The following is a 23,874-nucleotide window of genomic DNA, read 5'->3' as shown; positions in this document are numbered from 1 at the left end:
GGTTGATGGTCGTTTTGATTGTGTTGTCCGGGATCAAGGAACCCCGGCGCTGTTCATGCGGCAGTCATATTTGGCAGTGCAAAAGGCTACGCAAATCATCATAACTTTGCTTGGATCCAGAACCGAACCCATGTCAATTTCCGCCACGTCTCCGAGCCCGTCCCGCGAGTCCGAACCGAAGCAGATCGACCACAACGACTCGATCCGCTCGACCTACCTTTCCATCGAGAACATCAAGGCGATGGCCGCCACCGTGGCCGCCCGCGGCGTCGACTCGCTGCCCGCCTTTGCGCCCTTCGATTTCTTCGCGCGGCATAAGGAAAACGAGAAGGAGATCCTGCGGGTCTACCGCACCACGGCAACGGACGTGGAATCCGGGGAAACGATCACCCCCGCGGCGGAATGGCTGCTCGATAACCACTACATCGTTGAGGAAGCGATCCAAGAGATCCGTCGCGATTTCCCGCGGCGCTTCTATCGGGAACTGCCGACGATCAACGTGAACGGCGTCCAGATCCCACGCACCCTGGCGTTGGCTTGGCTTTATGTTGCCCACACTCAAAGCACGATTTCGCAGGAAAGCCTGACGGCCCTCGTCGATGGCTTCCAGCAGGGTGAAACGCTGAGGATCGGTGAGCTCTGGGCCCTGCCGTCGCTCGTGCGCTACGTGCTCGTTGAAAACCTGCGCCGCATTTCGATCCGCGTCGAACGCAGCCGCCGGATGCGCCGGCGCGCCAATGAGGCTGCAGATGAGCTTGTGCGGCTGACCGAGCCGGCACAGGCGGCCGACTATCTCAGATCGCTCGAGTCGCTCGCCGAAGACAATACCTTCGCGACGCAGTTCCTCTACCGCATGCGCGATGGCTCCCAGGCGTCGAGCGTGGCGATTGCATGGCTGGACGAACGCCTTGAAGCGCTCGGTCGCGACACCGAAGAGACGACGATGGCGGAGCACAGCCGCCTGTCCTCCGGCAACGTCACGATGGGCAACATCATTCGCAGCCTTCGCGAGATCGACGACACCGAGTGGTCGGTCTGGGTTGAACAGGTCAGCCACGTCGACAAGCTGCTCTGGGATCATTCCGACTACGGCGATCTCGATTCCGGCTCACGCAACAAATATCGCAAGCAGATCGAAAAACTGGCCAAGCGCTCGCAGCTCTCGGAAATGGAGATCGCCCAGCTGGCGCTCGACATGACCGAGGAGGCAAAGGCCTCCGACGAGCCACAACCGCACGAACCGAACGTCGGTGGCTTCCTGACCGGCGCACAAAGACCCAAGCTCGAAGCACGGTCGAACTATCGCCCAACGCTGACGCAGCATTTCGTCCGCACGGTCCGCCGATTCAATTGGCTGTCGATCGCCGTTCCGGTGATCCTGCTCACCATCATCGCCATGGCGATTGTTGGGAAGTTCATGGCGCATGCGGGCATGGGACCGCTTGAGATCGCAATCCTGCTGATCATGTTCTCCCTTCCGGCTTCCGAAGGAGCAACCGGTCTCTTCAACACCGTGCTGTCGTTCTTCGTCACGCCGGCCCGCTTGGTCGGCTACGAGTTCAAGGAGGGCATCCCCGAGGAAGCCCGTACGCTTCTGGTCGTTCCCTGCCTCATCTCGAACCGCGACAGCGTCGATGAACTGGTCCGCAATCTGGAAGTTCATTACCTCGCCAACCCGCGCGGCGAAATCTACTTTGCACTGCTCAGCGACTGGCCGGATAGCCAGGTCGAAGAAACCTCGGCCGATCTCGAGGTTCTGGACTATGCCCGCCGCGAGGTCGCGAACCTCTCGGCACGCTATGCCTTCGATGGCAAGACGCGCTTCTACCTCTTGCACCGCCGTCGTCTTTACAATCCATCCGAGGGCGCCTGGATGGGATGGGAGCGCAAGCGCGGCAAGCTGCACGAATTGAACCTGCTGCTTCGCGGCGACCGCGATACGACTTACCTTCCCGGTGCAAATATCGTACCGGCAAACATTCAGTACGTGATGACGCTCGATGCCGACACCCGCCTCATGCGCGATACGGTCACGAAGCTCGCTGGCAAGCTTTACCATCCGATCAACCGTCCGGTCATCAATCCGGCCACGGGCCGCGTCGAAAGCGGCTACGGCGTGCTGCAGCCGCGTGTCACCCCATCGCTGACAACAGGCAAGGATGCATCGGTCTTCCAACGTGTCTTCTCGATCAACCGCGGCCTCGACCCATACGTCTTCACCGTCTCCGACGTCTATCAGGATCTGGCAGGTGAGGGCACGTTCACCGGCAAGGGCCTCTATCATGTCGACGCCTTCGAAGGATCCTTGAAGGGTCGCATCGAGGAAAACTCGGTGCTCAGCCACGATTTGCTCGAGGGCTCGATGGCCCGGTGCGCGCTCGTCACCGATCTAGAACTCGTCGAAGATTTCCCGACCCGCTACGAGGTCGAGACGTCGCGCCAGCATCGCTGGGCGCGTGGCGACTGGCAGCTGCTGCCGTACATGTTCAACCCGACGCACGGTGTGACCGGGCTCGGCCGCTGGAAGATGTTCGATAACCTGCGGCGCTCTTTGACGCCGATCGCATGGTTCTTCGCTTCGGTGCTCGGCTGGTATTTCATGAGCCCGCTCGGCGCGCTCGTCTGGCAGATCCTCTTGATTTTCTGCCTTTTCGTCGCTCCAACCCTCTCGCTGATCCACGGCATCATTCCACGCAGCAGCGATATCGTCGCCAGTGCTCACCTTTACACGGTCTGGTCCGATATTCGCGCGGCCAACGCTCAGGTAGCCTTGCGGATCGTGTTCATCGCCGATTCCGCTTGCATGATGGCTGATGCCATCGGTCGCTCGCTCTATCGCCTGCTTTTCAGCCACAAACTGATGCTTCAGTGGCGAACGGCAGCGAGCGTCCAGGCCGGCAAGCAGGGAACGATCCCGTCTTACTACAAGGCAATGTGGCACGCGCCGGTGCTGGCCCTCCTCGCACTCGGTTTCGCGGCCCTCTCCGGCGACAACGCCTACCTCGTCGGCGTTCCTTTCGCGTTCCTGTGGATCATCTCGCCGCTGGTCGCCTACTATGTTAGCCAGTCCGCCGAGACCGAGGACCGGCTTGAGGTTGCCGATTCCGTTTCCAGCGAGCTCCGCAAGATCGCGCGCCGCACCTGGCGCTATTTCGCGACGTTCACCACCGCCGAGCAGAACTATCTACCGCCGGACAACGTTCAGGAAACGCCGCACGTGATCGTGGCGACGCGCACGTCGCCGACCAACATCGGGGTCTATCTGCTGTCGGTCGTCTCGGGCCGCCATTTCGGTTGGTTTTCCTTTGAGGAAACCATCGAGCGGCTCGAACAGACGATCGCAACAATCGACAAGATGGAGAAATTCCGCGGGCATCTCTTCAACTGGTACCACACGGATACGCTGGAGACGCTTGGACCGCGTTATGTTTCCGCCGTCGACAGCGGCAACCTCGCCGGCCACCTCATCGCGATCTCGTCTGCCTGCCGCAACTGGGCGGAAGCGCCTTCGGCGCATATGCAGGGCAATCTCGATGGCGTCGGCGATACTGCCGGCATCCTCGCGGAAGTGCTGTCGGAGCTGCCGGACGATCGCAAGACGGTCCGTCCGCTGCGCCGTCGCCTGGAGGAACGGATCATCGGCTTCCAGAATGCGCTGGCTGCGGTCAAGCGCGAGCATGAGTTCGCATCCATCCGCATCATCAACCTGGCCGTACTGGCGCGCGACATTCAGAAGCTCGCGGCCAACCTCGATCACGAGGTGAAGTCTGCGCTGAGCGCCGAAGTCACGCGCTGGGCGGAGTCTCTGGTCAAGGTCTGCGAAGCCCACATTTCAGACAGCACCTTCGATCTGTCCAACATCGATGCGTTGCGTCCGCGCCTGATTGCCTTGCGCGACAAGGCCCGTGACCTCGCCTTCTCGATGGATTTCGGCTTCCTGTTCAGACCTGAGCGACGCCTGCTCTCGATCGGATATCGCGTGGAAAGCGGTGAACTCGATCAGGCCTGCTACGACCTCCTGGCGTCGGAATGCCGGCTCACCAGCCTGTTCGGTATCGCCAAGGGCGATCTGCCGACGGAACATTGGTACCGCCTCGGCCGCCAGGTCGTCCCGGTTGGCTCGCGCGGTGCGCTTGTCTCCTGGTCCGGCTCGATGTTCGAATACCTCATGCCACCGCTCGTCATGCAGGAGCGTGGCGGCGGTATCCTCAACCAGACCAACAATCTGGTCGTGGTCGAGCAGATGAACCATGCGCGCAAGCTGGGGATTCCGTGGGGTATTTCAGAAGCGGCCTTCAATGCCCGCGACCATAACCTGAATTACCAGTACACCAACTTCGGCGTACCGTCGCTCGGCCTGAAGCGTGGCCTCGGCCACAACGCAGTCATCGCGCCCTATGCGTCGATCCTTGCCAGCCAGTACGATCCTGACGCGGCGCTGGAGAACCTGCAGCGTCTGCGCAAGCTCGGCGCGCTCGGCAAGTTCGGCTTCCACGATGCCGTGGACTTTACGCCGACGCGCCTGCCGGAAGGCAAGACTTGCGCGGTCGTCTATAACTATTATGCTCACCACCACGGCATGTCGATCGCCGCTGTCGCGAACGTTGCCTTCAACGGCCATCTGCGCGAACTATTCCACTCGGATCCAGTGATCGAGGCTGCCGAGCTCCTTCTGCAAGAGAAGGCACCGAGGGATATTCCGGTCATGAGCGGCAAGCACGAGTCCGATACCCCAGCCAGCATCCAGGACGATCTCTTGCGCCCTGAACTGCGCAAGATCTACGACCCCGCCTCGCGCGATCGCGAGCTGGTCTTCCTCTCGAACGGCCACTACTCGCTGATGCTGACCGCAACAGGCGCCGGTTATTCGCGGTGGAACGGCCAGTCGGTCGCCCGCTGGAAAGCCGATCCGACAGAGGATCGCTGGGGCACCTTTATCTTCCTTCGCGATACGGCGACCAACGAATGGTGGTCGACAACGACGGAGCCAAAGAGTGTCGAAGGCGAACAAGCTAAAGTTCTCTTCGCCGACGAAAAGGCGGAGTTCACCAAGACTGTCGGAGATATCACCAGCGAAGTCGAATGCATCGTTGCGACCGAGCATGATGCCGAGGCTCGACGCCTGACGCTCGTCAACACCGGAACGGAAGATCGCTTCATCGAGGTGACGTCGTATCTCGAACCGGTTCTGGCGACGGACGATGTCGATAACGCCCATCCGGCATTTGCCCGGATGTTTGTTAAGACGGAGATCGGCAAGCGTGGTGACGTCATCCGGGTCGAGCGCAACAAGCGCGATCCGAACGAGCCGAATATGGCCGTTGCCCACCTTATCGTCGACAACTCCGGCTCGACGCGGGACACGGAATTCGAAACCGATCGCCGCAAGTTCCTCGGACGGGGACGCAGCCTCGCAAACGCTGCTGCCTTCGACCCGGGCGCGACCCTTTCCGGCACGGACGGCTTCACCCTTGATCCGGTGCTCTCGCTTCGTCGCACCGTCCGCGTACCGCCCGGCAAGAAGGTCACTGTCACTTTCTGGACCATTGCCGCCCCGAGCCGCAATGAGGTGGACCAGGCAGTTGATCGGTACCGCCACGCCGACGCCTTCAACAACGAGCTCGTCCAGGCCTGGACCCGCACGCAGGTGCAGATGCGCCACGTCGGTGTCACGTCGCAGCAGGCAGCAGCCTTCCAGCACCTCGGCCGCCACCTGGTTTATCCGGATATGTATCTGCGAGCCGATGCTGCCGCGGTCGCGGCCGGGATGCAGTCGCAGTCGTCGCTTTGGCCGCTTGCGATTTCAGGCGATTTCCCGATCTTCACGTTGCGCGTCAACGATGACATGGATCTCGAAATCGTCAGGGAGGCCTTGCTTGCGCAGGAATACCTGCGCTCGCGCGGCGTCACCGCCGACTTGGTTATCATGAACGAGCGGGCGTCGTCCTACGCACAGGACATGCAGCACGCCGTCGACCAGATGGCCGAGAATGTCCGCCGCTTGGGTCAGGCCGATGGCTTGCGCCAGCACATCTTCACGGTCCGCAAGGATCTGATGGAAGAATCGACGTATCACGCGCTGATCTCGGCCTCCCGCGTGACGCTCCATGCCAAGAACGGCAAGATTATCGATCAGATCAATCGTGCCGCCGCACTCTTTTCTCCAAGCAAGGAAGAGCAGCAGGAACTGGAGCGCGCCGATCGCACGAGGACGTCAATCAAGCGGAGCGCCCCGAAACCGGCCGCACGGCCATCGAAGGTGGTCATCGAGGAAGAAGGCGATCTCAACTACTGGAACGGCATCGGCGGTTTTGCCGGCGACGGTCGCGAATACGTCGTGCGCCTTCCCGGGGGCCACGCAACGCCGCATCCGTGGATCAATGTAATCTCGAACGAAAAGTTCGGCTTCCATGTCTCCGCGGAAGGTGCGGGATTCACCTGGAGCGCAAACTCCCGCGATTATCAGCTGACGTCGTGGTCGAATGATGCAGTCATCAACCGCGCCGGTGAAGCGATCTACGTCGTCGATCAAGATAGCGGCGCCGTCATGACCCCGTTCGCAAACCTCTCGGATCGCCAAGACATACGATTCGAAGCGCGACATGGTCTGGGCTATTCGGCCTTCTCCAGCGTCCAGAACGAGATCGCACTCGAGGTTACGCAGACCGTCGATCGCGAGAAACCGGTTAAGTTGCAGCGAATCCGGCTACGCAATACCGGCTCCAAACCAAGAAAGCTGCGGATCTACGGCTACGTCGAATGGATTCTCGGCAACAATTCGCAAAGGTCCGCACCGTTCATCCTCTCGGAACACGACGCGGAAACCGGTGCGCTGTTTGCAAGCAATAACTACAGCATCGACTATTCCGGTCGTGTCGCTTTCTTTGTGGCCAGCGAGAAACCATCGAGCTTTACAGCCAGCCGCCGGGAATTCATCGGCAAGACAGGTACGATCCAGGCACCGCGTGCATTGAGCTTGGGAACCAGCCTTTCAGGCGCTACAGAACTCGACGGCGACCCGGCAGCGGTTCTGGCGTTCGATATCGAGATCGCACCGGACGAGGAGCGCGACGTCTGCTTCTTCCTCGGCGATACGAAGACGAAGGCGGAAGCGCGGGCGGTGATCAACGATATCCGCAAGGTCGCCTTTGACGATGTTGTCCAGGCAAATCGTGCCTTCTGGCAGGCGTTCACCGGAAAGGTGCAGGTTTCCACGCCCGATCAGGGCATGAACAATCTGATCAACACGTGGCTCCCATACCAGAGCCTCGGCTGCCGCATCATGGCGCGCACGGCCTTCTACCAGGCAAGCGGCGCCTTCGGCTTCCGCGACCAGCTGCAGGATACGTTGGCATTCGTCATCCATGAGCCGTCGATCGCTCGCAAGCAGATCCTGAATGCCGCCTCGCGTCAGTTCCGCGAGGGGGATGTGCAGCACTGGTGGCTGCCAGGCACTGGTGCCGGCGTTCGGACGATGATTTCAGACGATGTGGTTTGGCTCGCTTACGCGATCCATCACTATTGCAGCGTTACGGGAGACAAGAGAGTCCTCGACGAACAGCTCGCTTTCCTGGAAGGGCCGGCACTCCTCGAAGGGCAGCACGACTCCTTCTATCTGCCGGAAGTCTCCGAAGACAAGGTGAGCGTTTACGAACACGCGGCCCTCGCGCTCGATCTCGCCATCGCCCGAACAGGCAAGAACGGCCTGCCGCTCTTCCTCGGAGGCGATTGGAACGACGGCATGAACCGTGTCGGCATTGGCGGGGAGGGCACCAGTGTCTGGCTTGGCTGGTTCCTGGCAGGCGCGCTCCGTTCGTTCTCGGCATATGCGGAAGAGCGCGGCGACAAGGCGCGCGTCGAGCGGTGGACCCAGCACCTGACCACCCTCAAGGCCGCACTCGAGACCGTTGCCTGGGATGGCGCTCACTACCGGCGTGGCACGTTCGACGACGGCAGCTTGCTTGGCTCCAAGGAAAGCCTCGAATGCCAGATCGATTCCATCGCCCAATCCTGGAGCGTGCTATCAGGGGAGGGAGATCCGGCGCACTCGGCGAAGGCGATGAATTCCGTGCTGGAGAAATTGGTCGATCCGGAAGCGCGGATCATCCGGCTCTTCACGCCGCCCTTCGCAAACTCGGCTAAGGATCCTGGTTACATCAAGGCCTACCCGCCGGGTGTTCGTGAAAACGGCGGGCAATACACCCATGCCGCGACCTGGGTTGTGCTGGCACTGGCTGAACTTGGCCGCGGCGATGATGCCCTGCGTTGCTTCGATCTGCTCAATCCGATCAGCCATGCGCGCGATCCGGCTTCGGCGGAACACTATCGCGTCGAACCCTACATCATCGCGGCTGACGTCTACGGTGAGGGCGCGCTTAGCGGGCGCGGCGGTTGGACCTGGTATACCGGCTCGGCCGGTTGGCTCTATCGCGCGGTGATCGAGGGCATCCTCGGCATCCGGGTGAGGGATGGCCGCTTGTACGTGCGTCCCGCACTGGCAAGCACATGGGACGGCTTCTCCGCCGAGATTGAACGCGCAGGTGCTAAATACCTCATTTCGGTCTCAAAATCGTCCCATCCGAGAGGTTATGATGTGATCATCAATGGACGCGAAGTCACCGATCCCGACGAGGGATATCCGGTCGGATAACAGCATTTTTCCTGGCTAATCATCCGGCGATTCGTTGCGGCCAAAAGGGAACCCTTTTGGCCGCAACTGCGTTTGCAAATCGGAAGAGCAGGAGAATTCCATGGCAATAGCGCGCGGGGCGACGATCGGCGCCAAGCAGAGTTCTGTGACGGTAGCGCCGGCGAAGCGCGATACGCGGTTGGACGTTCTGCGCGGGCTAGCGCTCATCACGATTTTCATCAATCATGTTCCCGGTCAGATTTTCGAGAACCTTACAACCAAGAATTTCGGCTTCTCGGATGCCGCCGAGGCGTTCGTTCTGATTTCAGGTATTGCCGTCGGCTTGGCCTATGGCACGCGGTTTGAGCCAAGCGCGTGGCTTCAGACCGCAGTGAAGGCCACGAAGCGGGCGTTCACTCTTTACCTGGCTCACATGATAACGACGTTCATGACACTTGCCCTGTTCCTGACGGGTGCCTGGGTCTTCCACCGCCCCGGCCTTCTGTGCGAGATCAATATTCTTGCCGTCCTCACCAATCTGAAGGCTGGTATTCCCTCGCTCGTGCTGCTGGGACATCAGATCGGCTACAACAACATCCTCCCGATGTATGGGGCATTGATGCTGATGGTGCCAGTCATCCTTCTGCTCAACGCGGCAAGCCCTCTTCTCGCTTTGGCCGTCTCCGGCACCGTTTGGCTCTTTGCAGGCACCTACGAGATTGCGCCCCATAACATGCTGATTGAGGGCTATTGGTTCCTCAATCCACTGTCCTGGCAGTTCCTCTTCACGATCGGCATCGTCGGTATGATGCATGTCCGCCGCGGCGGCAAACTGCCGCAGCACCCGGTCCTCTTTGCCGCTGCCGCCGCTTACGTCGCATTGTCCTTCGCCTGGGTGGTCGGTCAACTCTGGAGCTTTGGGATTGCGTTGGCAGCGCTCGGTCTGCCGCCGGTGCTGACCGGTTTCGACAAGACGTTCCTGTCCCTGCCGAGGCTGCTGCACGTTCTGGCGCTGACGTATCTCGTCATCAATATTCCGGCAATCTCGCGCCTGCTTCGCCGGTCCGCAGACAATCCGCTGACCATTCTCGGCCGCCACTCGCTGAACATCTTTGTCGCCGGCACCATTCTGGCGATGGTTGGCCAGGTGGTGCTCTACATCAACAACCACGACCGGATCGTCGGCCCGGTCTTCGTTGTTATCGGCATCGCCATCCAGTTTGCCTACGCCTACCATCTTGAGCGTAAGCGCAAGCTCGAGACAGGCGGCCGAGACAGGTTGCCCAACCGAACGCTGGTGCCGGTTCCTGTCCGCGTCGATCGTTCGCGGGATCGGCGCTAGACGGCGGTGGCATCAGGCTGCTGGAAGATCGCAAGTCCGCCGCCACCAGCCGCATCTGATCGCAAAAACCTTGACTCCTGTGGAAAACCTTCTAAGAGCAACGGCGGAAAAGGAATATCCATGGTTCGCGACGAACACGCCATTGCTGCATGCAATGACCGGGCACAAGGTGCCGGGATGGATATTGCCGTTCCGGTTTCTTCCAAAACCAAGGCCAAAACGACGACGAAAACCGTCTGACGTCTCTGGCCTGCCGCTCTCTCCCCGGCCCGGCTGGGGACAAGGAAGCCGCGATATTTGCGCGCTTTCCCCCCTCACCGGACAAGAGGAGAGAAGAGAAAGAGAGCTTGAGAAATGGGTTTTAAAGTTGCAGTTGCGGGAGCGACCGGGAATGTTGGCCGGGAAATGCTCAATATCCTCTCCGAGCGCGGTTTTCCTGCCGATGAAGTCGTAGCGCTTGCGTCCGCACGCTCGCAGGGCACCGAAGTGTCCTACGGCGACAAGACGCTGAAGGTCGCCAACCTCGAAAACTACGATTTCTCCGATACTGACATCTGCCTGATGTCGGCCGGCGGCGAAGTTTCCAAGAAGTGGTCGCCCAAGATCGGCGCCCAGGGTTGCGTTGTCATCGACAACTCCTCGGCGTGGCGTTACGACGCCGATGTGCCGCTGATCGTTCCGGAAGTGAACCCGGACGCTGTTACCCAGTTCAGCAAGCGAAACATTATCGCAAACCCCAACTGCTCGACTGCGCAGCTTGTCGTCGCTCTCAAGCCGCTGCACGACTTCGCCAAGATCAAGCGCGTCGTCGTTTCGACCTACCAGTCCGTTTCCGGCGCTGGCAAGGACGGTATGGACGAGCTATTCAACCAGACGCGCGCCGTCTTCGTCGCAGATCCGATCGAGAACAAGAAGTTCACGAAGCGTATTGCCTTCAACGTCATCCCGCACATCGACGTCTTCATGGAAGACGGCTACACGAAGGAAGAGTGGAAGGTTCTCGCCGAGACCAAGAAGATGCTCGACCCGAAGATCAAGGTGACCTGCACGGCAGTTCGCGTTCCAGTCTTCATCGGCCACTCTGAATCGGTCAACATCGAATTCGAAAGCGAGATCACGGCCGATCAGGCACGCGACATTCTGCGCGAAGCTCCCGGCTGCCTCGTCATCGACAAGCACGAGAACGGTGGTTACATCACGCCTTATGAATCGGCTGGCGAAGACGCGACCTATATCTCGCGCATCCGCGAGGACGCGACGGTCGAGAACGGTCTGAATATGTGGGTGGTTTCCGACAACCTCCGCAAGGGTGCCGCTCTGAACGCGATCCAGATCGCCGAGTTGCTTGTCAATCGCGGACTTGTGAAGCCGCGCAAGCAGGCAGCCTGAACCAATTGTTAACTATGGTTTGTTAAGCCCGGCTAAATAAGGTAAGGGCTTTTCTTGGCGCGGGTTTGTCGTTTCGGCTTCCCGCGCTTGCCAAATCAAAGACGGTGACAATATTGCCGAAAGCGGGGCCGCCGGCCCGGTTTGAAGGCCAGTCAGATCGGGATATCTCCATGCGCATGACGAAATTTTTGCTGGCAGCTGCCGCCGCCTGCATGCTCCACGCAGTTCCTGCAGCCGCCTCGGCCGCCCAGTGCGGCAACAACGGCGCCGGCTTCAACGCTTGGGTGGACGAGTTCAAGCAAGAAGCCGTTGCAAACGGTGTCAGCCCCTCGGTTCTGGATCGCGCCTTCGCAAACGTCTCCTACAACAGGCCGACCATTGCCGCCGACCGCGGCCAGAAGAGCTTCAAGCTTTCCTTTGATGCATTCATGCAGAAGCGCGGTGGTGCCGCGATCATCTCACGCGGCAAGAGCATGAAGCGCTCCAATGCAGCCCTTTTTGCATCGATCGAGCGTCGCTTCGGTGTTCCTGCCGGCCCGTTGATCGCGATTTGGGGCATGGAAACCGGATTCGGCAGCTACATGGGCAACCAGCATACGCTGTCGGCCGTCTCCACGCTCGCGTATGACTGCCGTCGCTCCGACTATTTCACCGACCAGCTTTATGCAGCGCTGCAGCTGGTCTCTGAGGGTTATCTCAATACCCAGGCGCGTGGCGCAGCGCATGGCGAAATCGGCCAGACGCAGTTCCTGCCGCGCAATGTCGTGCGCTTCGGCGCCGATGGCGACGGCGACGGCCGCGTCGATATGGTCGGTTCTCGCGCTGACGCGCTCGCCTCGACTGCCAACTTCCTGAAGGGCCATGGCTGGCAGGCCGGTGCGGGTTATCAGCCAGGCGAGCCCAACTTCGCGGCCATCGCCGGCTGGAACGCGGCGACGGTCTACCAGCAGGCGATCGCCTACATTGGCCAGCAGATCGACGGAAATTGAGAACAGCTTAGCGTAAGCCAAAAGCGCCGAACCGAGTTCGGCGCTTTTTTGTTTTGGACTTAGACGTCCGGGCGAATGAAGTCGCGAGTTTCGGAATCCATCACCCAGAGTTCGCCGGTCGAGATGTCGAACCAGGCACCGTGAAGCGCGATCTTGCCTTCCTCCTCCAATGCCTTGATGTTCGGGAAGGTCCTGAGATTCTCAATGGAGTTGCGGATCGATACGCGCTCGAGAGCGGTCTGACGCTCAGAAGGCGTCATGACATCGTTGGCGCCGATCTGCTCTGCCGCAGGCTTCACGAGCGACATCCAGCGTCCAATAAAGTCACCGGGTGACAGGGGTTCTGCACTTGGATCGAGAGCGGCCCTGATGCCCCCACAGCGCCCGTGACCCATGACAACGATATCTGCAACCTTCAGAGCCTGAACCGCAAATTCCAGCGCAGCCGAGGTGGCATGGAAATGGCCGTCCGGCTCGTAGGGCGGCACCATATTGGCCACGTTGCGGATGACGAACAGTTCGCCGGGACCGGCATCGAAGATCAGCTCGGGGGCTGCGCGCGAATCCGAACAGGCGACCACCAGCGTACTTGGGTTTTGGCCGTGCTCGGCCAGCGCTTTATAGCGATCGCGGGCGTCCGTGTAACGCCCGTTCATAAAGTTGCGGTAACCGTCGAGAAGGGTGTTTGGAAAACGCTGCATGATCTTCGATTACAGCTTGCGCCCGGCAAGATCAATATCGCACTGCAAGATAGGAAGCGGCGTTAGCCCTTGCGCCTTTGCGCCGGATGCATCAAGCGCCGCATCTGGACCATCGCCATCGGCGATGCCAGGCTCGACGAGTCGCTTGCCAGCGTCAATTCATCGCTGCCCCGCTTCACGGCGCGGGCAAGCACCTCGTAGACGCTTGCCGTTGCAAGCTGAAGCGCCTTCTCGTCCTCCATGCCGGAAAGAAGTCGCGACAGAAACAGCGCGGCAAGAAGATCTCCGAGACCATTCGGCGGCTTGTCGATAAGGCGGTGTTCCGCCAGCAGCGCGTGACGGCCCGAGAGATAGAGGTTCCCCGTGCCACCGGCCATCATCGGCACCGCTGACGTCACCAGCATACGGGAGGGCCCCAGCGACAGGGCGGCGTCCATAATCGCCGTATTGTCCTCCAGCGGGGCGCCTACAAGCCACGCCAGTTCGTATCGATTGGGCGTCGCTAGCGACGCCAGTGGGATCAGATAATCTCTGATCGCCTCTGCCGTTGTCTGTGGTACGTAGAGACCGCCCAGATCCCCCATGACCGGATCGCAGACATAGAGCAGGTCCGGCTTGCGCTCTCGCAAAGCCGTTACGAGCCGGGCAACCGAGCGCGCCTGCGCGGCATTGCCGAAATAGCCGGAAAGAACCGCCTTCACCTCGCCGATCCAGGGCGCGCGAATGAGATCGTCGATGGCCGCCTCAAAATCGCTTTCGGTGAACGTTAGTCGCGTCGACCGACCGTGACCGGGATGCCACGGAAGCACGATCGTCGGCAGCGCCCAGACCTGATGACCAAGCGTTTCTAGTGCAAAGACCGCTGCACGATTTCCGACGGAGCCGCGCACAACGTGGCTGGAGATAACGATGACAGTTCCTGCGGCATTTTCCGACATGATGCTCGACTCGGCTTCCAATGAGTGTTGATCCCCTTTTTGCGGCTTCACTGTCAACTGCCCTTCATGCAGGCATGCCAACGTCGCCCCTCAAGAATTTCCACATACTCACGGCGAACCAAAAATCTTTCGAAAATTTGCGTCCCGGCGGCTAAAAACGCATGAAAGCTGCCTCGGGATGCCGTCTTTTAGAGATTCTTTCGTCAAATCTTCTGCTAACTTGCGCCAAATCGAGGAGATGAGGAGTATCTGCGATGGCTGGCCGAAACAATCCGAAGCGCGAAAAACAACTGGAGAGCGCGACCAAGATCGCGGCGGCAACAGGGGAAGCCTACCTCAATCCCGAGTTCCTGTTCGGCCGTGCCAGCGGCGACGACCTGGAACGCTACACACCGGAGATGCTGGCACTCTCGGCCATCCATTCCACCAAGGAACTCGCGGCCTGGGGCAGCAATTCAGCTCGGATCACCATCGAGACCATCGCCGATGTGGAGCCCGACGGCGTTGCCGTATCCGTTCTCACGGTCACCGACCACAACATGCCGTTCCTGTATGAATCGGTAATGGGCGAAGTCACCAGCAGCTATCGCGACCTCTACATGGCCGTGCACCCGATCCTGGTGATGGAGGACGGCAAAGCGCCGGAACTTTACTCCGCCGATCTCCCGAGCGAGCCAGCCAATCGCGTCAGCCATATCCAGCTGCACCTTGCCCCTTTAACGACCGCGCAGGCCGCAGACCTCATCAAGCGGATAAAGACGGTGGTCGAGCAGGTGCGCGTGACGGTTTCCGACTGGAGGCCGATGCTGGACAAGCTCGGAACCGTGATCGATGAACTTTCCGCTTACAATGCCAGCCGCCGGAAAGCGGAACGGGATGAAGCGCTTGCCTTCCTGACGTGGCTGCGCGACGCGAACTTCACCTTCCTCGGAATGCGCGAATATGTCTATTCCGGCAAGGGCGCGAGCGCGAAGGTTGAGCGCGACAAGGGCACCGGCCTCGGTATTCTTTCGAACCCCGACGTCCTCGTTCTGCGCACCGGCAAGGACGCCGTTACGACCACGCCTGAAATTCTGGCTTTCCTCGATGGTCCGGATTTCCTGATCGTCACCAAGGCCAACGTCAAGTCGATTGTCCATCGCCGCGCCTATATGGACTATGTCGGTGTCAAGCGCTTCGATGCCAACGGGAATGTGACCGGCGAGTTGCGCATCGTCGGTCTCTTCACCTCCACTGCCTACACGTCGCTCGCCAGCGATATCCCGTTGCTCCGCTCCAAGATCGAACGAGTGAAGGAACATTTCGGCTTTGACCCCATGAGCCATTCCGGCCGCATGTTGGACAACACGCTGGAATCCTATCCGCGCGACGACCTCTTCCAGATCGATACGACGCTTCTGGCGAGCTTTGCCGAACAGATCAATGATCTCGCCGATCGGCCGCGCGTGCGAGCGCTGCCGCGCATCGATCACTTCGATCGTTTCGTTTCCGTGATCGTCTATGTGCCGCGCGAAGAATACGATTCGATCGTGCGTGAGAAGATCGGAGCCTATCTGAAGACCGTCTATGACGGCCGTGTCTCGGCCTACTACCCGGCCTTCCCTGAAGGCGGCGTTGCGCGCGTCCATTTCATCATCGGCCGGTCCGGGGGCAAAACCCCACGCGTGCCACAGGCAAAGCTGGAGGAGGCCATCCGCGCGATCACCGCGCGCTGGGATGACCGCTTCGAGGCGCTTGCCGGACCGAAGGCGCCGCGCCTGCAGGTAAGCCATGCCTTCCAGGATCTCTTCCCGCCGGAAGAGACCTACTATGATCTCGAGGACATCGCCGCCTGCGCGGCTGGCGAACCCATCCGTATTGCGTTCTACACGCGGGAAAAGGATGGGATCGAACTGCTGTGCCTGAAGATTTTCCATTCCGGCGGCCAGCTCGCTTTGTCCCGCCGCGTGCCATTGCTTGAAAACCTCGGCTTTAATGTCATCAGCGAAGGAACATTCGATATTGATGTCACCCTGCCAGGCGGCTCGGAAAAGCTGGTCGTGCTGCACGACATGGAGCTCGAGGCCCGAGGCGGTATCGAGATCGACCTTCACCGCCACGGAGCAACCTTGGAAGAAGCCTTCCTTGCAGCGTTCGGCGGGCTGATTGACAATGACAACTTCAACCGCCTGATCGTATCGGCGGGTCTGACCGCACGCGAAACCAGCGTTCTTCGCGCCTACGCACGCTATCTGCGCCAGGCCGGCATCCCTTATTCGCTCGACTATATTGCAACGACGCTCGATAAATACCCGGCAATCGCGGCGATGATCTTCCGGCTGTTCCACGACACGCTTGATCCCAAGATCACCGACAAGGCGCGGATGAAGAAGGCAAGCGAACAGCACGAAAAGATCGAAGCAGCACTCTCCGACGTGCCGAGCCTCGATGACGATCGGATCCTGCGGCGCTACGTCAACGTCGTGGACGCAACCCTGAGAACCAACTACTTCCAGCGCAATCCGGACGGCTCCCCGAAAGCGATGCTGGCCTTCAAGCTTGATCCCAATCTGGTCGACGGGTTGCCGGAACCCCGACCATTCCGCGAGATGTTCGTCTATGGCGTCGAAGTCGAGGGCGTGCACCTGCGCTTCGGCAAGGTGGCGCGTGGTGGCTTGCGTTGGTCCGATCGTGCGGAAGATTATCGCACCGAAGTCCTCGGGCTCGTGAAGGCACAGCAGGTCAAGAATGCCGTTATCGTGCCAGTCGGTGCAAAGGGCGGCTTCTATCCGAAGAAGCTCCCGATCGGGGGCAACCGGGATGAGATCTTCAACGCCGGCCGCGAAGCCTACAAAACCTATATCCGCACGCTGTTGTCGATCACCGACAACATCAGTGGCGCCGATATCGTGCCGCCGAAGGACACGGTAAGGCTTGACGGCGACGATCCCTATTTTGTCGTGGCCGCCGACAAGGGGACGGCCACATTCTCGGATACCGCCAATGCGCTCGCCCAGGAGGCCGGCTTCTGGCTGGACGATGCCTTCGCCTCGGGTGGCTCGGCTGGCTACGATCACAAGAAGATGGGCATCACCGCCCGTGGTGCTTGGGAAACCGTGAAGCGCCACTTCCGCGAAATGGACATCGACATCCAGACCACGCCGTTCACCGTTGCGGGCGTCGGCGACATGTCCGGCGATGTGTTCGGCAACGGCATGTTGCTGTCGCCAAAAATCCGGCTGGTCGCCGCTTTCGACCATCGTGATATTTTCATCGACCCCGACCCGAATATGGAAAAGACGCTTACCGAGCGCCGGCGGCTTTTCAATCTGGCCCGATCGAGCTGGCAGGATTTCGACAAGGGGGTCCTTTCGAAAGGCGGCATGGTCATTTCGCGATCGGCGAAGTCCGTGACGCTGACGCCGGAAGCGGTAGCCGCAATCGGTATAGACAAGGCCGTTGCGACGCCTTTCGAAATCATAACGGCCATTCTGAAGAGCCCCGTCGATTTGCTGTGGTTCGGCGGTATCGGCACGTACGTCAAAGCGCCGTCTGAAACAGACGCCGAGGTCGGCGATCGCGCCAATGACCCCATTCGTGTCGCGGCGGAAGACGTGCGCGCCAAGGTGATCGGCGAGGGCGCGAATCTTGGCGTCACGCAGAAGGGACGTATCGCCTATGGCCTGAGAGGCGGGCGCTGCAATTCCGACGCAATCGACAATTCGGCCGGCGTCAACACGTCGGACGTCGAGGTCAACATCAAGATCGCTCTTGCCGCGGCAATGCACGATAACCGTCTCACACGGGCGAAGCGCGACCAGCTGCTGTCGTCCATGACCGACGAGGTCGGCAAGCTTGTGCTCCGGAACAACTATCTGCAGTCTCTGGCGATTTCGCTGACCGAGCGTAAGGGTACAGCCAACGGGCTGGAACTTGCCCGGCTCATGACGGTGCTCGAAGGCGCCAAGCAATTGAACCGCAAGGTCGAGACGCTACCCGACGACACCGTCCTTGCTGAGCGCTATGCAGCAGGAAAGCCTCTGACGAGACCCGAGATTGGTGTTCTGCTTTCCTATGCCAAGATCGTCTTGTTTGACGCTCTGGCCGCTAGTGATTTGCCTGATGATCCCTATTTCGCTGCGACGCTTTCCAACTACTTCCCCGCAAAAATGCGCAAGACGAACGCGTCCGATATCGACGCCCATCGTCTGAAACGGGAGATCATTGCCACGGTGCTCGCCAACGAGGCCATTAACCGCGGCGGCCCCGGCTTCGCCGTTAGCATGATGGATGCCACGGCGGCATCCGCGCCGGAGGTCGTTCGGGCGGCAATCATTGCCCGTGATGGCTTCGATCTCGGACGCCTTTGGACGGACACGGATGCGTTGGACGGCAAGATCGGCGGCCAGATGCAGAACCGCATCTACGAAGAGATCAGCCACACCTTCACCGTCCTGACGCGCCTCCTTCTGAAGACACAGATGGCCAAGGGCGATATCGCCACCACTATTGAGAGGCTTCAGGCAGCCCTCAAGAAGCTCAAGCCGATATTCGCCAACCAGACAGTGCCCGAGCTTGAGGCACGTCAGCAGGAGTATCGCGAGGCTGGGGTGCCGGATAAGCTGGCCGCCGAGATTTCGGGGCTGCTTGGCTTTGCGCTGGTACCCGAGATCATGCAGATCGCCGAACGCACGGGCGAACCGCTGGCGCGTGCCGCGGAAAGCTATTTCGCCGTCTCCCAGACATTCCGGATCGGACGGTTGCTCGCCGCCGGATCTCGCATCGTCACGGCCGACCACTACGAAAATCTGGCGTTGGCGCGCAGCATCGACCAGATCGCAAGCGCGAGACGCGATATCGTGATTTCGGCACTTGCTAACCATGGGAAGGACAAGCTTCCGGTCCAGGCTTGGCACGCCGGCGATCGCATCAGGATCAACCGGATTGCCGAGGAATTGTCTGGGTTGAGTGACAGCGGCGATCCGAACCTTGCCCGGATCACGGTTGCCGCAGGCCTGTTGACTGACCTTGCGCGAGACGGAACGAGGTGAGAGAGTTCCGCTCGGAATCAGGAGCGGACTGTGAATCGCATCGACTGGACGGGAACTCAGCCGGCTAGGGCATCGGAGAAGGGCATCTGGGGCTGGATGCTCTTCGACTGGGCAGCTCAGCCGTTCTTCACTGTTGTAACGACCTTCATTTTCGGCCCTTACTTCGTGTCCCGGCTGACGGCCGATCCGGTCTCTGCCCAGACGATGTGGAGCAACATGGCGACGATCTCCTCGGTGATCATTGCCATCTTGTCGCCTGTCCTCGGGTCGATCGCGGATCAATCCGGCGCGCGAAAGCCGTGGATCGCCTTCTTCGCCGTCATCAAGATTGCGAGTCTCTTCGGTCTCTGGTTCGCCGCACCCGGTTCGCCTCTGATCTACCCCATGACATTCATGATCCTGGCTTCGGTCGCCGCTGAGTTCTCGATCGTCTTCAACGATTCCATGATGCCGCGGCTCGTCGGCAAGGAAGAGGTCGGCAAACTGTCGAATACGGCCTGGGGCCTTGGTTATCTCGGGGGCATGATCGTCCTGATCGCGGTCGTGGTCCTGCTTGCGGGAAGCCCCCAATCAGGGAAGACAATTCTTGGTCTTGAGCCCTTGTTCGGCCTCGATCCGTACAAGGGCGAGGATGCCCGCATCACTGGGCCGATTTCGGCCATCTGGTACCTGATCTTTATTCTTCCGATGTTCTTTTTCACGCCTGATGTCAGCAAGGGCCTTCCGTTTGGCGCCGCTGTGCGCACCGGCCTTGCGGAGCTGAAAAGCACGCTTGGCGAACTCAAGCGTCGTCGTGGCATCGTTCGTTTCCTGATCGCCCGCATGATCTATCAGGACGGCGTCAACGGACTGCTGATACTCGGTGGTGCCTTTGCTGCCGGAATGTTTGGATGGGCAACGGTCGAGATCGGGATCTATGGGATCATACTCAACGTCGTTGCGATCTTCGGCTGCATCATTGCAGGCAGGGTCGATCGGCGGATCGGCTCCAAATCGACGATCGTCATCAGTCTGGCAATGCTCTTGCTTGCCACCATCGGCATTGTGTCGACATGGCCGGGATACACGCTCTTTGGCTTGCTTGCGCTGCCAACCGCAGATTCCGGCGGCCTCTTCGGTACGGCAGCGGAGAAGGCATACGTTGCCTATGGTCTGCTGGTCGGCCTTGCCTTCGGTCCGGTCCAGGCGTCGTCGCGCTCCTACCTCGCACGAAGCGTGAGCCTGAACGAGGCCGGTCGCTACTTTGGCATTTATGCGCTTTCGGGGCGCGCCACGAGCTTCATGGCAACGCTGTTTTTTTCCATCGTGACCTTCACGACTGGCTCGTCGCGGCTTGGAATGGCAACCCTGGTGCTCTTCCTGGCAGCGGGACTGATCCTGCTTGTCCGTACGCCCTATCCCGCGGACAGGGCGTAACGGCAAAGGCCACCGGTCAGTGGCGGAAGTGCCGCATACCGGTAAAGACCATCGCGACATTGTGCTCGTTGGCAGCGTCGATCACTTCCTGGTCGCGCATCGACCCGCCCGGTTGGATAACAGCCGTCGCGCCGGCTGCGATCATCGACAGCAAGCCATCGGCGAAGGGCAGGAATGCCTCAGAGGCAACAGCCGAACCGCGCGTCAACGGCTCTGCGAGACCGAGCGCTTTGGCCGCCTCCTCGGCCTTCAGGCCAGCAATACGTGCAGAATCGACGCGGCTCATCTGGCCCGCGCCGATGCCAGCCGTCTGGCCGTCCTTCGCATAGACCACGGCGTTCGACTTGACGTGCTTGGCAACCTTGAAGGCAAATTTCATGTCTTCGAGTTCCTGATGGGTCGGCGCCCGCTTGGTAACCACCTTCAGCTCCAGATCCTCGACCATGCCGTTGTCTCGGCTCTGCACGAGCAGTCCGCCGGAGACGGTTTTCGCCGTCAGGCCTGAAGACCGCGGATCCGGCAGGCCGCCTGCGGTCAGAAGCCGGAGGTTTGCCTTGCGCGCGACGATGGCTTTCGCCTCTTCGGTCACGTCGGGCGCGATGATGACTTCGGTAAAGAGCTTGATGATCTCCTCGGCGGTTTGAGCGTCGAGCGTCTGGTTGAGCGCGATGATCCCCCCGAAAGCAGAAACGGAATCGCAGGCAAGCGCGCGCTTGTAGGCGTCGAGCAGGTTGGAACCCGTCGCCACGCCGCAGGGATTAGCGTGCTTGATGATCGCGCAGGCCGCCGACTTCTCCGGCAGGAACTCGGCAACGAGTTCATAGGCCGCATCGGTGTCGTTGATGTTGTTGTAGGAGAGCTGCTTGCCCTGAAGCAGTGACGCCGTGGCAACGCCGGGGCGGTGCTCGCCGGTCACATAGAACGCCGCCTTCTGGTGCGGATTCTCGCCATACCGCATCTCTTCCTTGAGCACACCGCCGATGACGCGATGGCGCGGGGTGTCGATCGAAAGAGCCTCGGCAAACCAGTTGGAGATCATGGCGTCGTAAGCGGCGGTCCGGGCGAAGGCCTTGGCGGCCAACCGCTGGCGGAACGCATAAGCGGTCTGTCCGGCGTCCGAGGCAAGCTGCTCGAGCAGTTCTGGATAGTCCGCCGGATCGGTCAGGATCGTCACGTAAGCGTGGTTCTTGGCCGATGCGCGGATCATCGCAGGACCGCCAATGTCGATGTTTTCGACGGTCGTCGGATAGTCGCCGCCGGCGGCGCGGACATCCTCGAACGGATAAAGATTGATGACCACGAGGTCGATGCCCTCGATACCGTGCGCCTTCATCGCCGCTTGATGATCAGCATCGTCACGGATAGCAAGCAGGCCGCCATGCACCTTGGGATGCAAGGTCTTGACGCGACCATCCATGATCTCCGGAAAACCTGTGACATCGGAAACGTCGGTCACCGCGAGCCCGGCCGCTGCAATTGCCTTGTGAGTGCCACCAGTTGAGAGAAGGCGGACGCCCTTGTCGGCAAGCGCGCGTGCGAGTTCGACGATACCGGTCTTGTCGGATACGGAAAGCAACGCGGTCTTGATGCTGACTTTGTCGGGTGCAGGGATTTTCTTGGAAACAACGGCCATGAGGCTTCTCCGTTTGGTCTTCAGGAGATATCCGGCGAGGGATAAGCGGATGATGGGGCCGCGTTAGCACAGCTTTGCGCCCGCGGAAACAGCCGCTAGCTCTTGCGCGATAAAAACCAGCGTATTTCCGGCCTGTCGGGGTAGGAGAGGCCGATCTCGATCTGATCAGATCCGCAAATGCCCGAGGCGTCGGCAAAGAAGACGTCCTCGCCGATCAGCACTTCGTTGCCAGGCGAGGAGAACAGCCATGTTTCTCCGTCGGGCGCCGTCATCATGATCGACTCTTTGTCGATTTGCTTTAGGTTGATGGAGGGGTGGGCGTGAAAGCGCGCCACGGCCCGCACTGCCTCTTCGACATTGCCCTCCGGCGCGACCAGTCGATCACAGCCGGTCACGATCAGCCCTGTGGCGTTCAGGGTCAGCTCGCGCTCATGCAGGACGCCAAAGGCATTGAGGTAGCCATCGTGGCTCGACTTGATGACGTCGCGACCGTCATCGGCGAGCGCGCGATCGACATTCACGGTCTTCACGCCGTCTGTAATCACATTCGCAATGAAGTCGGACGGAGCAAAGCGGCTGGATGAGGTGTCGTTGACGGTCACCGTGGTATGGGCGGCAGTCGTTCGAGCAATCTGCACGTAACGCCGGCCGGCAAATTTCGGCGATCCGGAATTGACGATAAAGCGATGGCGTCCAGACGACATCTCGAATGACAGGCAACCGGCATGGGCCGTGCGGGACAGACTTCCGGTGGGCGGCAATCCGGTATCGGCAATGACCACCGTTTTCCCTGCTGCCAGCCGCTGATAGCGCGAATGGGGCATCGCCTTGAAGGGATCTCCCGCCGTCTCGTCATACCGCAGCAAGGACATTAGCTCTGTCGCAAGGGTCGACGTCGCGCCGTTGAAAAGGGCGAGATCGCCGTCCTGATGCCTGAAGAAGCGCAGGGCTGGGTACATGCGGTCGATGCCCGAGATCAACTTCTGCGGCAGGTCATGGCCGAGATTGACGTAGGTTTGCCGCAACGGGAGGAGATCAAGAAGCAGTTCCAGCCCTACCCGGGGATTGCGCGAGACATGACCGCCGTCAGGCAGGATCTGGCTATCGAACTCCTGATCCAATGCTTCGGCAGCGCGCCGCAACGCGCCTGCGCGCGTCGGCATTGCAATCGAGGCCATCGCGAGGGCAATCCGCAGCCGAAAGCGAACCTCCCCCGGCGGCGCGTACTTGGCCATTCGCCGCAGGAACCGGACCTGAAAGGCAAGCGACCGCAAGAAGCGGCGATAGAAGCCGCGGTCGGCATTGTGAAGAACCACAGGCGAATGCGAGAGCCAGGAAATAACGCGCTGCGCCGTCACATCGATTTCCCAGGCGATGCCCTCGATGCGGCCGCCATGCAGCGACAGCCAGTCGTTGACAATGGAGCGGGCAACGCTCGAGTGAAGGTCGCTTTTCTTGGTCCGCATATGGCGAAGCCAACCGAAGCCATGAAGCCGCAGTGCGAAGGAACGGGACGGAAGGCTGAAATTGAAGGGCGACTTGCCACCGGTTTCGAGAAGCCGCCCGGCAAGCGGGAAGCGACCGTTCAAAATCTCTTCAGCGACATGCGGATCAACGGCACGCAGATCGGTGGGGGCCACAATCAGGCGCTCGGGGGCGTGGGTCGTGTGGCGGAAGAGACGCAACCGCATGATTGCTCCGCGGCACAGCGTGCGCCGCCAAGCCTCTCTCACATAAAGAGTCGAGAACCCGGACCACATGTTTATTGTCTATTGACCCGCGTCGTTAAGAATAAGTGAATAAGCCC

The 23,874-nt window shown here is 60.3% G+C and carries 11 protein-coding genes; 7 read left to right on the top strand and 4 right to left on the bottom strand.

From position 1 onward, the window contains the following. The first annotated feature begins 130 nt into the window (after nucleotides 1–130). The 5 genes from AS026_RS28860 (at nucleotide 131) to AS026_RS28840 (ending at nucleotide 12,349) form a co-directional block, all read left to right on the top strand. A complete protein-coding gene (locus AS026_RS28860; protein WP_062373797.1) occupies nucleotides 131–8,650 on the top strand; it encodes a GH36-type glycosyl hydrolase domain-containing protein in 8,520 nt (2,839 codons plus the stop codon). 100 nt (nucleotides 8,651–8,750) lie between these two features. Beyond that, entirely contained in the window at nucleotides 8,751–9,971 is a 1,221-nt protein-coding gene (locus tag AS026_RS28855) for an OpgC family protein (RefSeq protein WP_062373794.1), read from the top strand. 27 nt (nucleotides 9,972–9,998) lie between these two features. Next, nucleotides 9,999–10,211, top strand: coding sequence for a hypothetical protein (locus AS026_RS28850; protein WP_025657962.1), 213 nt, complete (start codon nucleotides 9,999–10,001; stop codon nucleotides 10,209–10,211). Between the two features lie 114 nt (nucleotides 10,212–10,325). Then, the gene (locus AS026_RS28845) at nucleotides 10,326–11,360 is read left to right on the top strand and encodes an aspartate-semialdehyde dehydrogenase (protein WP_062373790.1); all 1,035 of its coding nucleotides are present in this window, start codon (nucleotides 10,326–10,328) and stop codon (nucleotides 11,358–11,360) included. 170 nt (nucleotides 11,361–11,530) lie between these two features. After that, nucleotides 11,531–12,349: a lytic murein transglycosylase gene (locus tag AS026_RS28840; protein ID WP_025657960.1), complete on the top strand. Its 819-nt coding sequence runs from the start codon at nucleotides 11,531–11,533 to the stop codon at nucleotides 12,347–12,349. Nucleotides 12,350–12,408: 59 nt separating this feature from the next. Here the strand turns inward: AS026_RS28840 and AS026_RS28835 are convergent, their stop codons facing one another. Next, nucleotides 12,409–13,050 (bottom strand): carbonic anhydrase, encoded by a 642-nt coding sequence (locus AS026_RS28835; protein ID WP_025657959.1) that lies wholly within the window; start codon nucleotides 13,048–13,050, stop codon nucleotides 12,409–12,411. A 62-nt stretch (nucleotides 13,051–13,112) separates the two neighbouring features. Continuing rightward, on the bottom strand, nucleotides 13,113–13,988 hold the full coding sequence (gene pdxY, locus AS026_RS28830) for a pyridoxal kinase PdxY (RefSeq protein WP_062374249.1): 876 nt from the start codon (nucleotides 13,986–13,988) through the stop codon (nucleotides 13,113–13,115). Between the two features lie 254 nt (nucleotides 13,989–14,242). Between pdxY and AS026_RS28825 the strand changes: the two genes are divergently transcribed. Together AS026_RS28825 and AS026_RS28820 are read left to right on the top strand one after the other, a co-directional pair. Beyond that, nucleotides 14,243–19,018: an NAD-glutamate dehydrogenase gene (locus AS026_RS28825; protein WP_062373785.1), complete on the top strand. Its 4,776-nt coding sequence runs from the start codon at nucleotides 14,243–14,245 to the stop codon at nucleotides 19,016–19,018. Nucleotides 19,019–19,048: 30 nt separating this feature from the next. Beyond that, nucleotides 19,049–20,434: an MFS transporter gene (locus AS026_RS28820; RefSeq protein ID WP_025657956.1), complete on the top strand. Its 1,386-nt coding sequence runs from the start codon at nucleotides 19,049–19,051 to the stop codon at nucleotides 20,432–20,434. 16 nt (nucleotides 20,435–20,450) lie between these two features. Here the strand turns inward: AS026_RS28820 and purH are convergent, their stop codons facing one another. Further along, nucleotides 20,451–22,067, bottom strand: a complete 1,617-nt coding sequence (gene purH / locus AS026_RS28815; protein WP_025657955.1) for a bifunctional phosphoribosylaminoimidazolecarboxamide formyltransferase/IMP cyclohydrolase — start codon at nucleotides 22,065–22,067, stop codon at nucleotides 20,451–20,453. 95 nt (nucleotides 22,068–22,162) lie between these two features. After that, the gene (locus AS026_RS28810) at nucleotides 22,163–23,827 is read right to left on the bottom strand and encodes a heparinase II/III family protein (protein ID WP_062373781.1); all 1,665 of its coding nucleotides are present in this window, start codon (nucleotides 23,825–23,827) and stop codon (nucleotides 22,163–22,165) included. Nucleotides 23,828–23,874: the final 47 nt, after the last annotated feature.

It is taken from the genome of Rhizobium altiplani, assembly GCF_001542405.1.
In the GTDB taxonomy this organism is placed as follows: Bacteria; Pseudomonadota; Alphaproteobacteria; order Rhizobiales; family Rhizobiaceae; genus Rhizobium; species Rhizobium altiplani.
The sequence above is the reverse complement of the archived record's forward strand: the minus strand, read 5'-3'. Positions and strand labels throughout refer to the sequence as shown.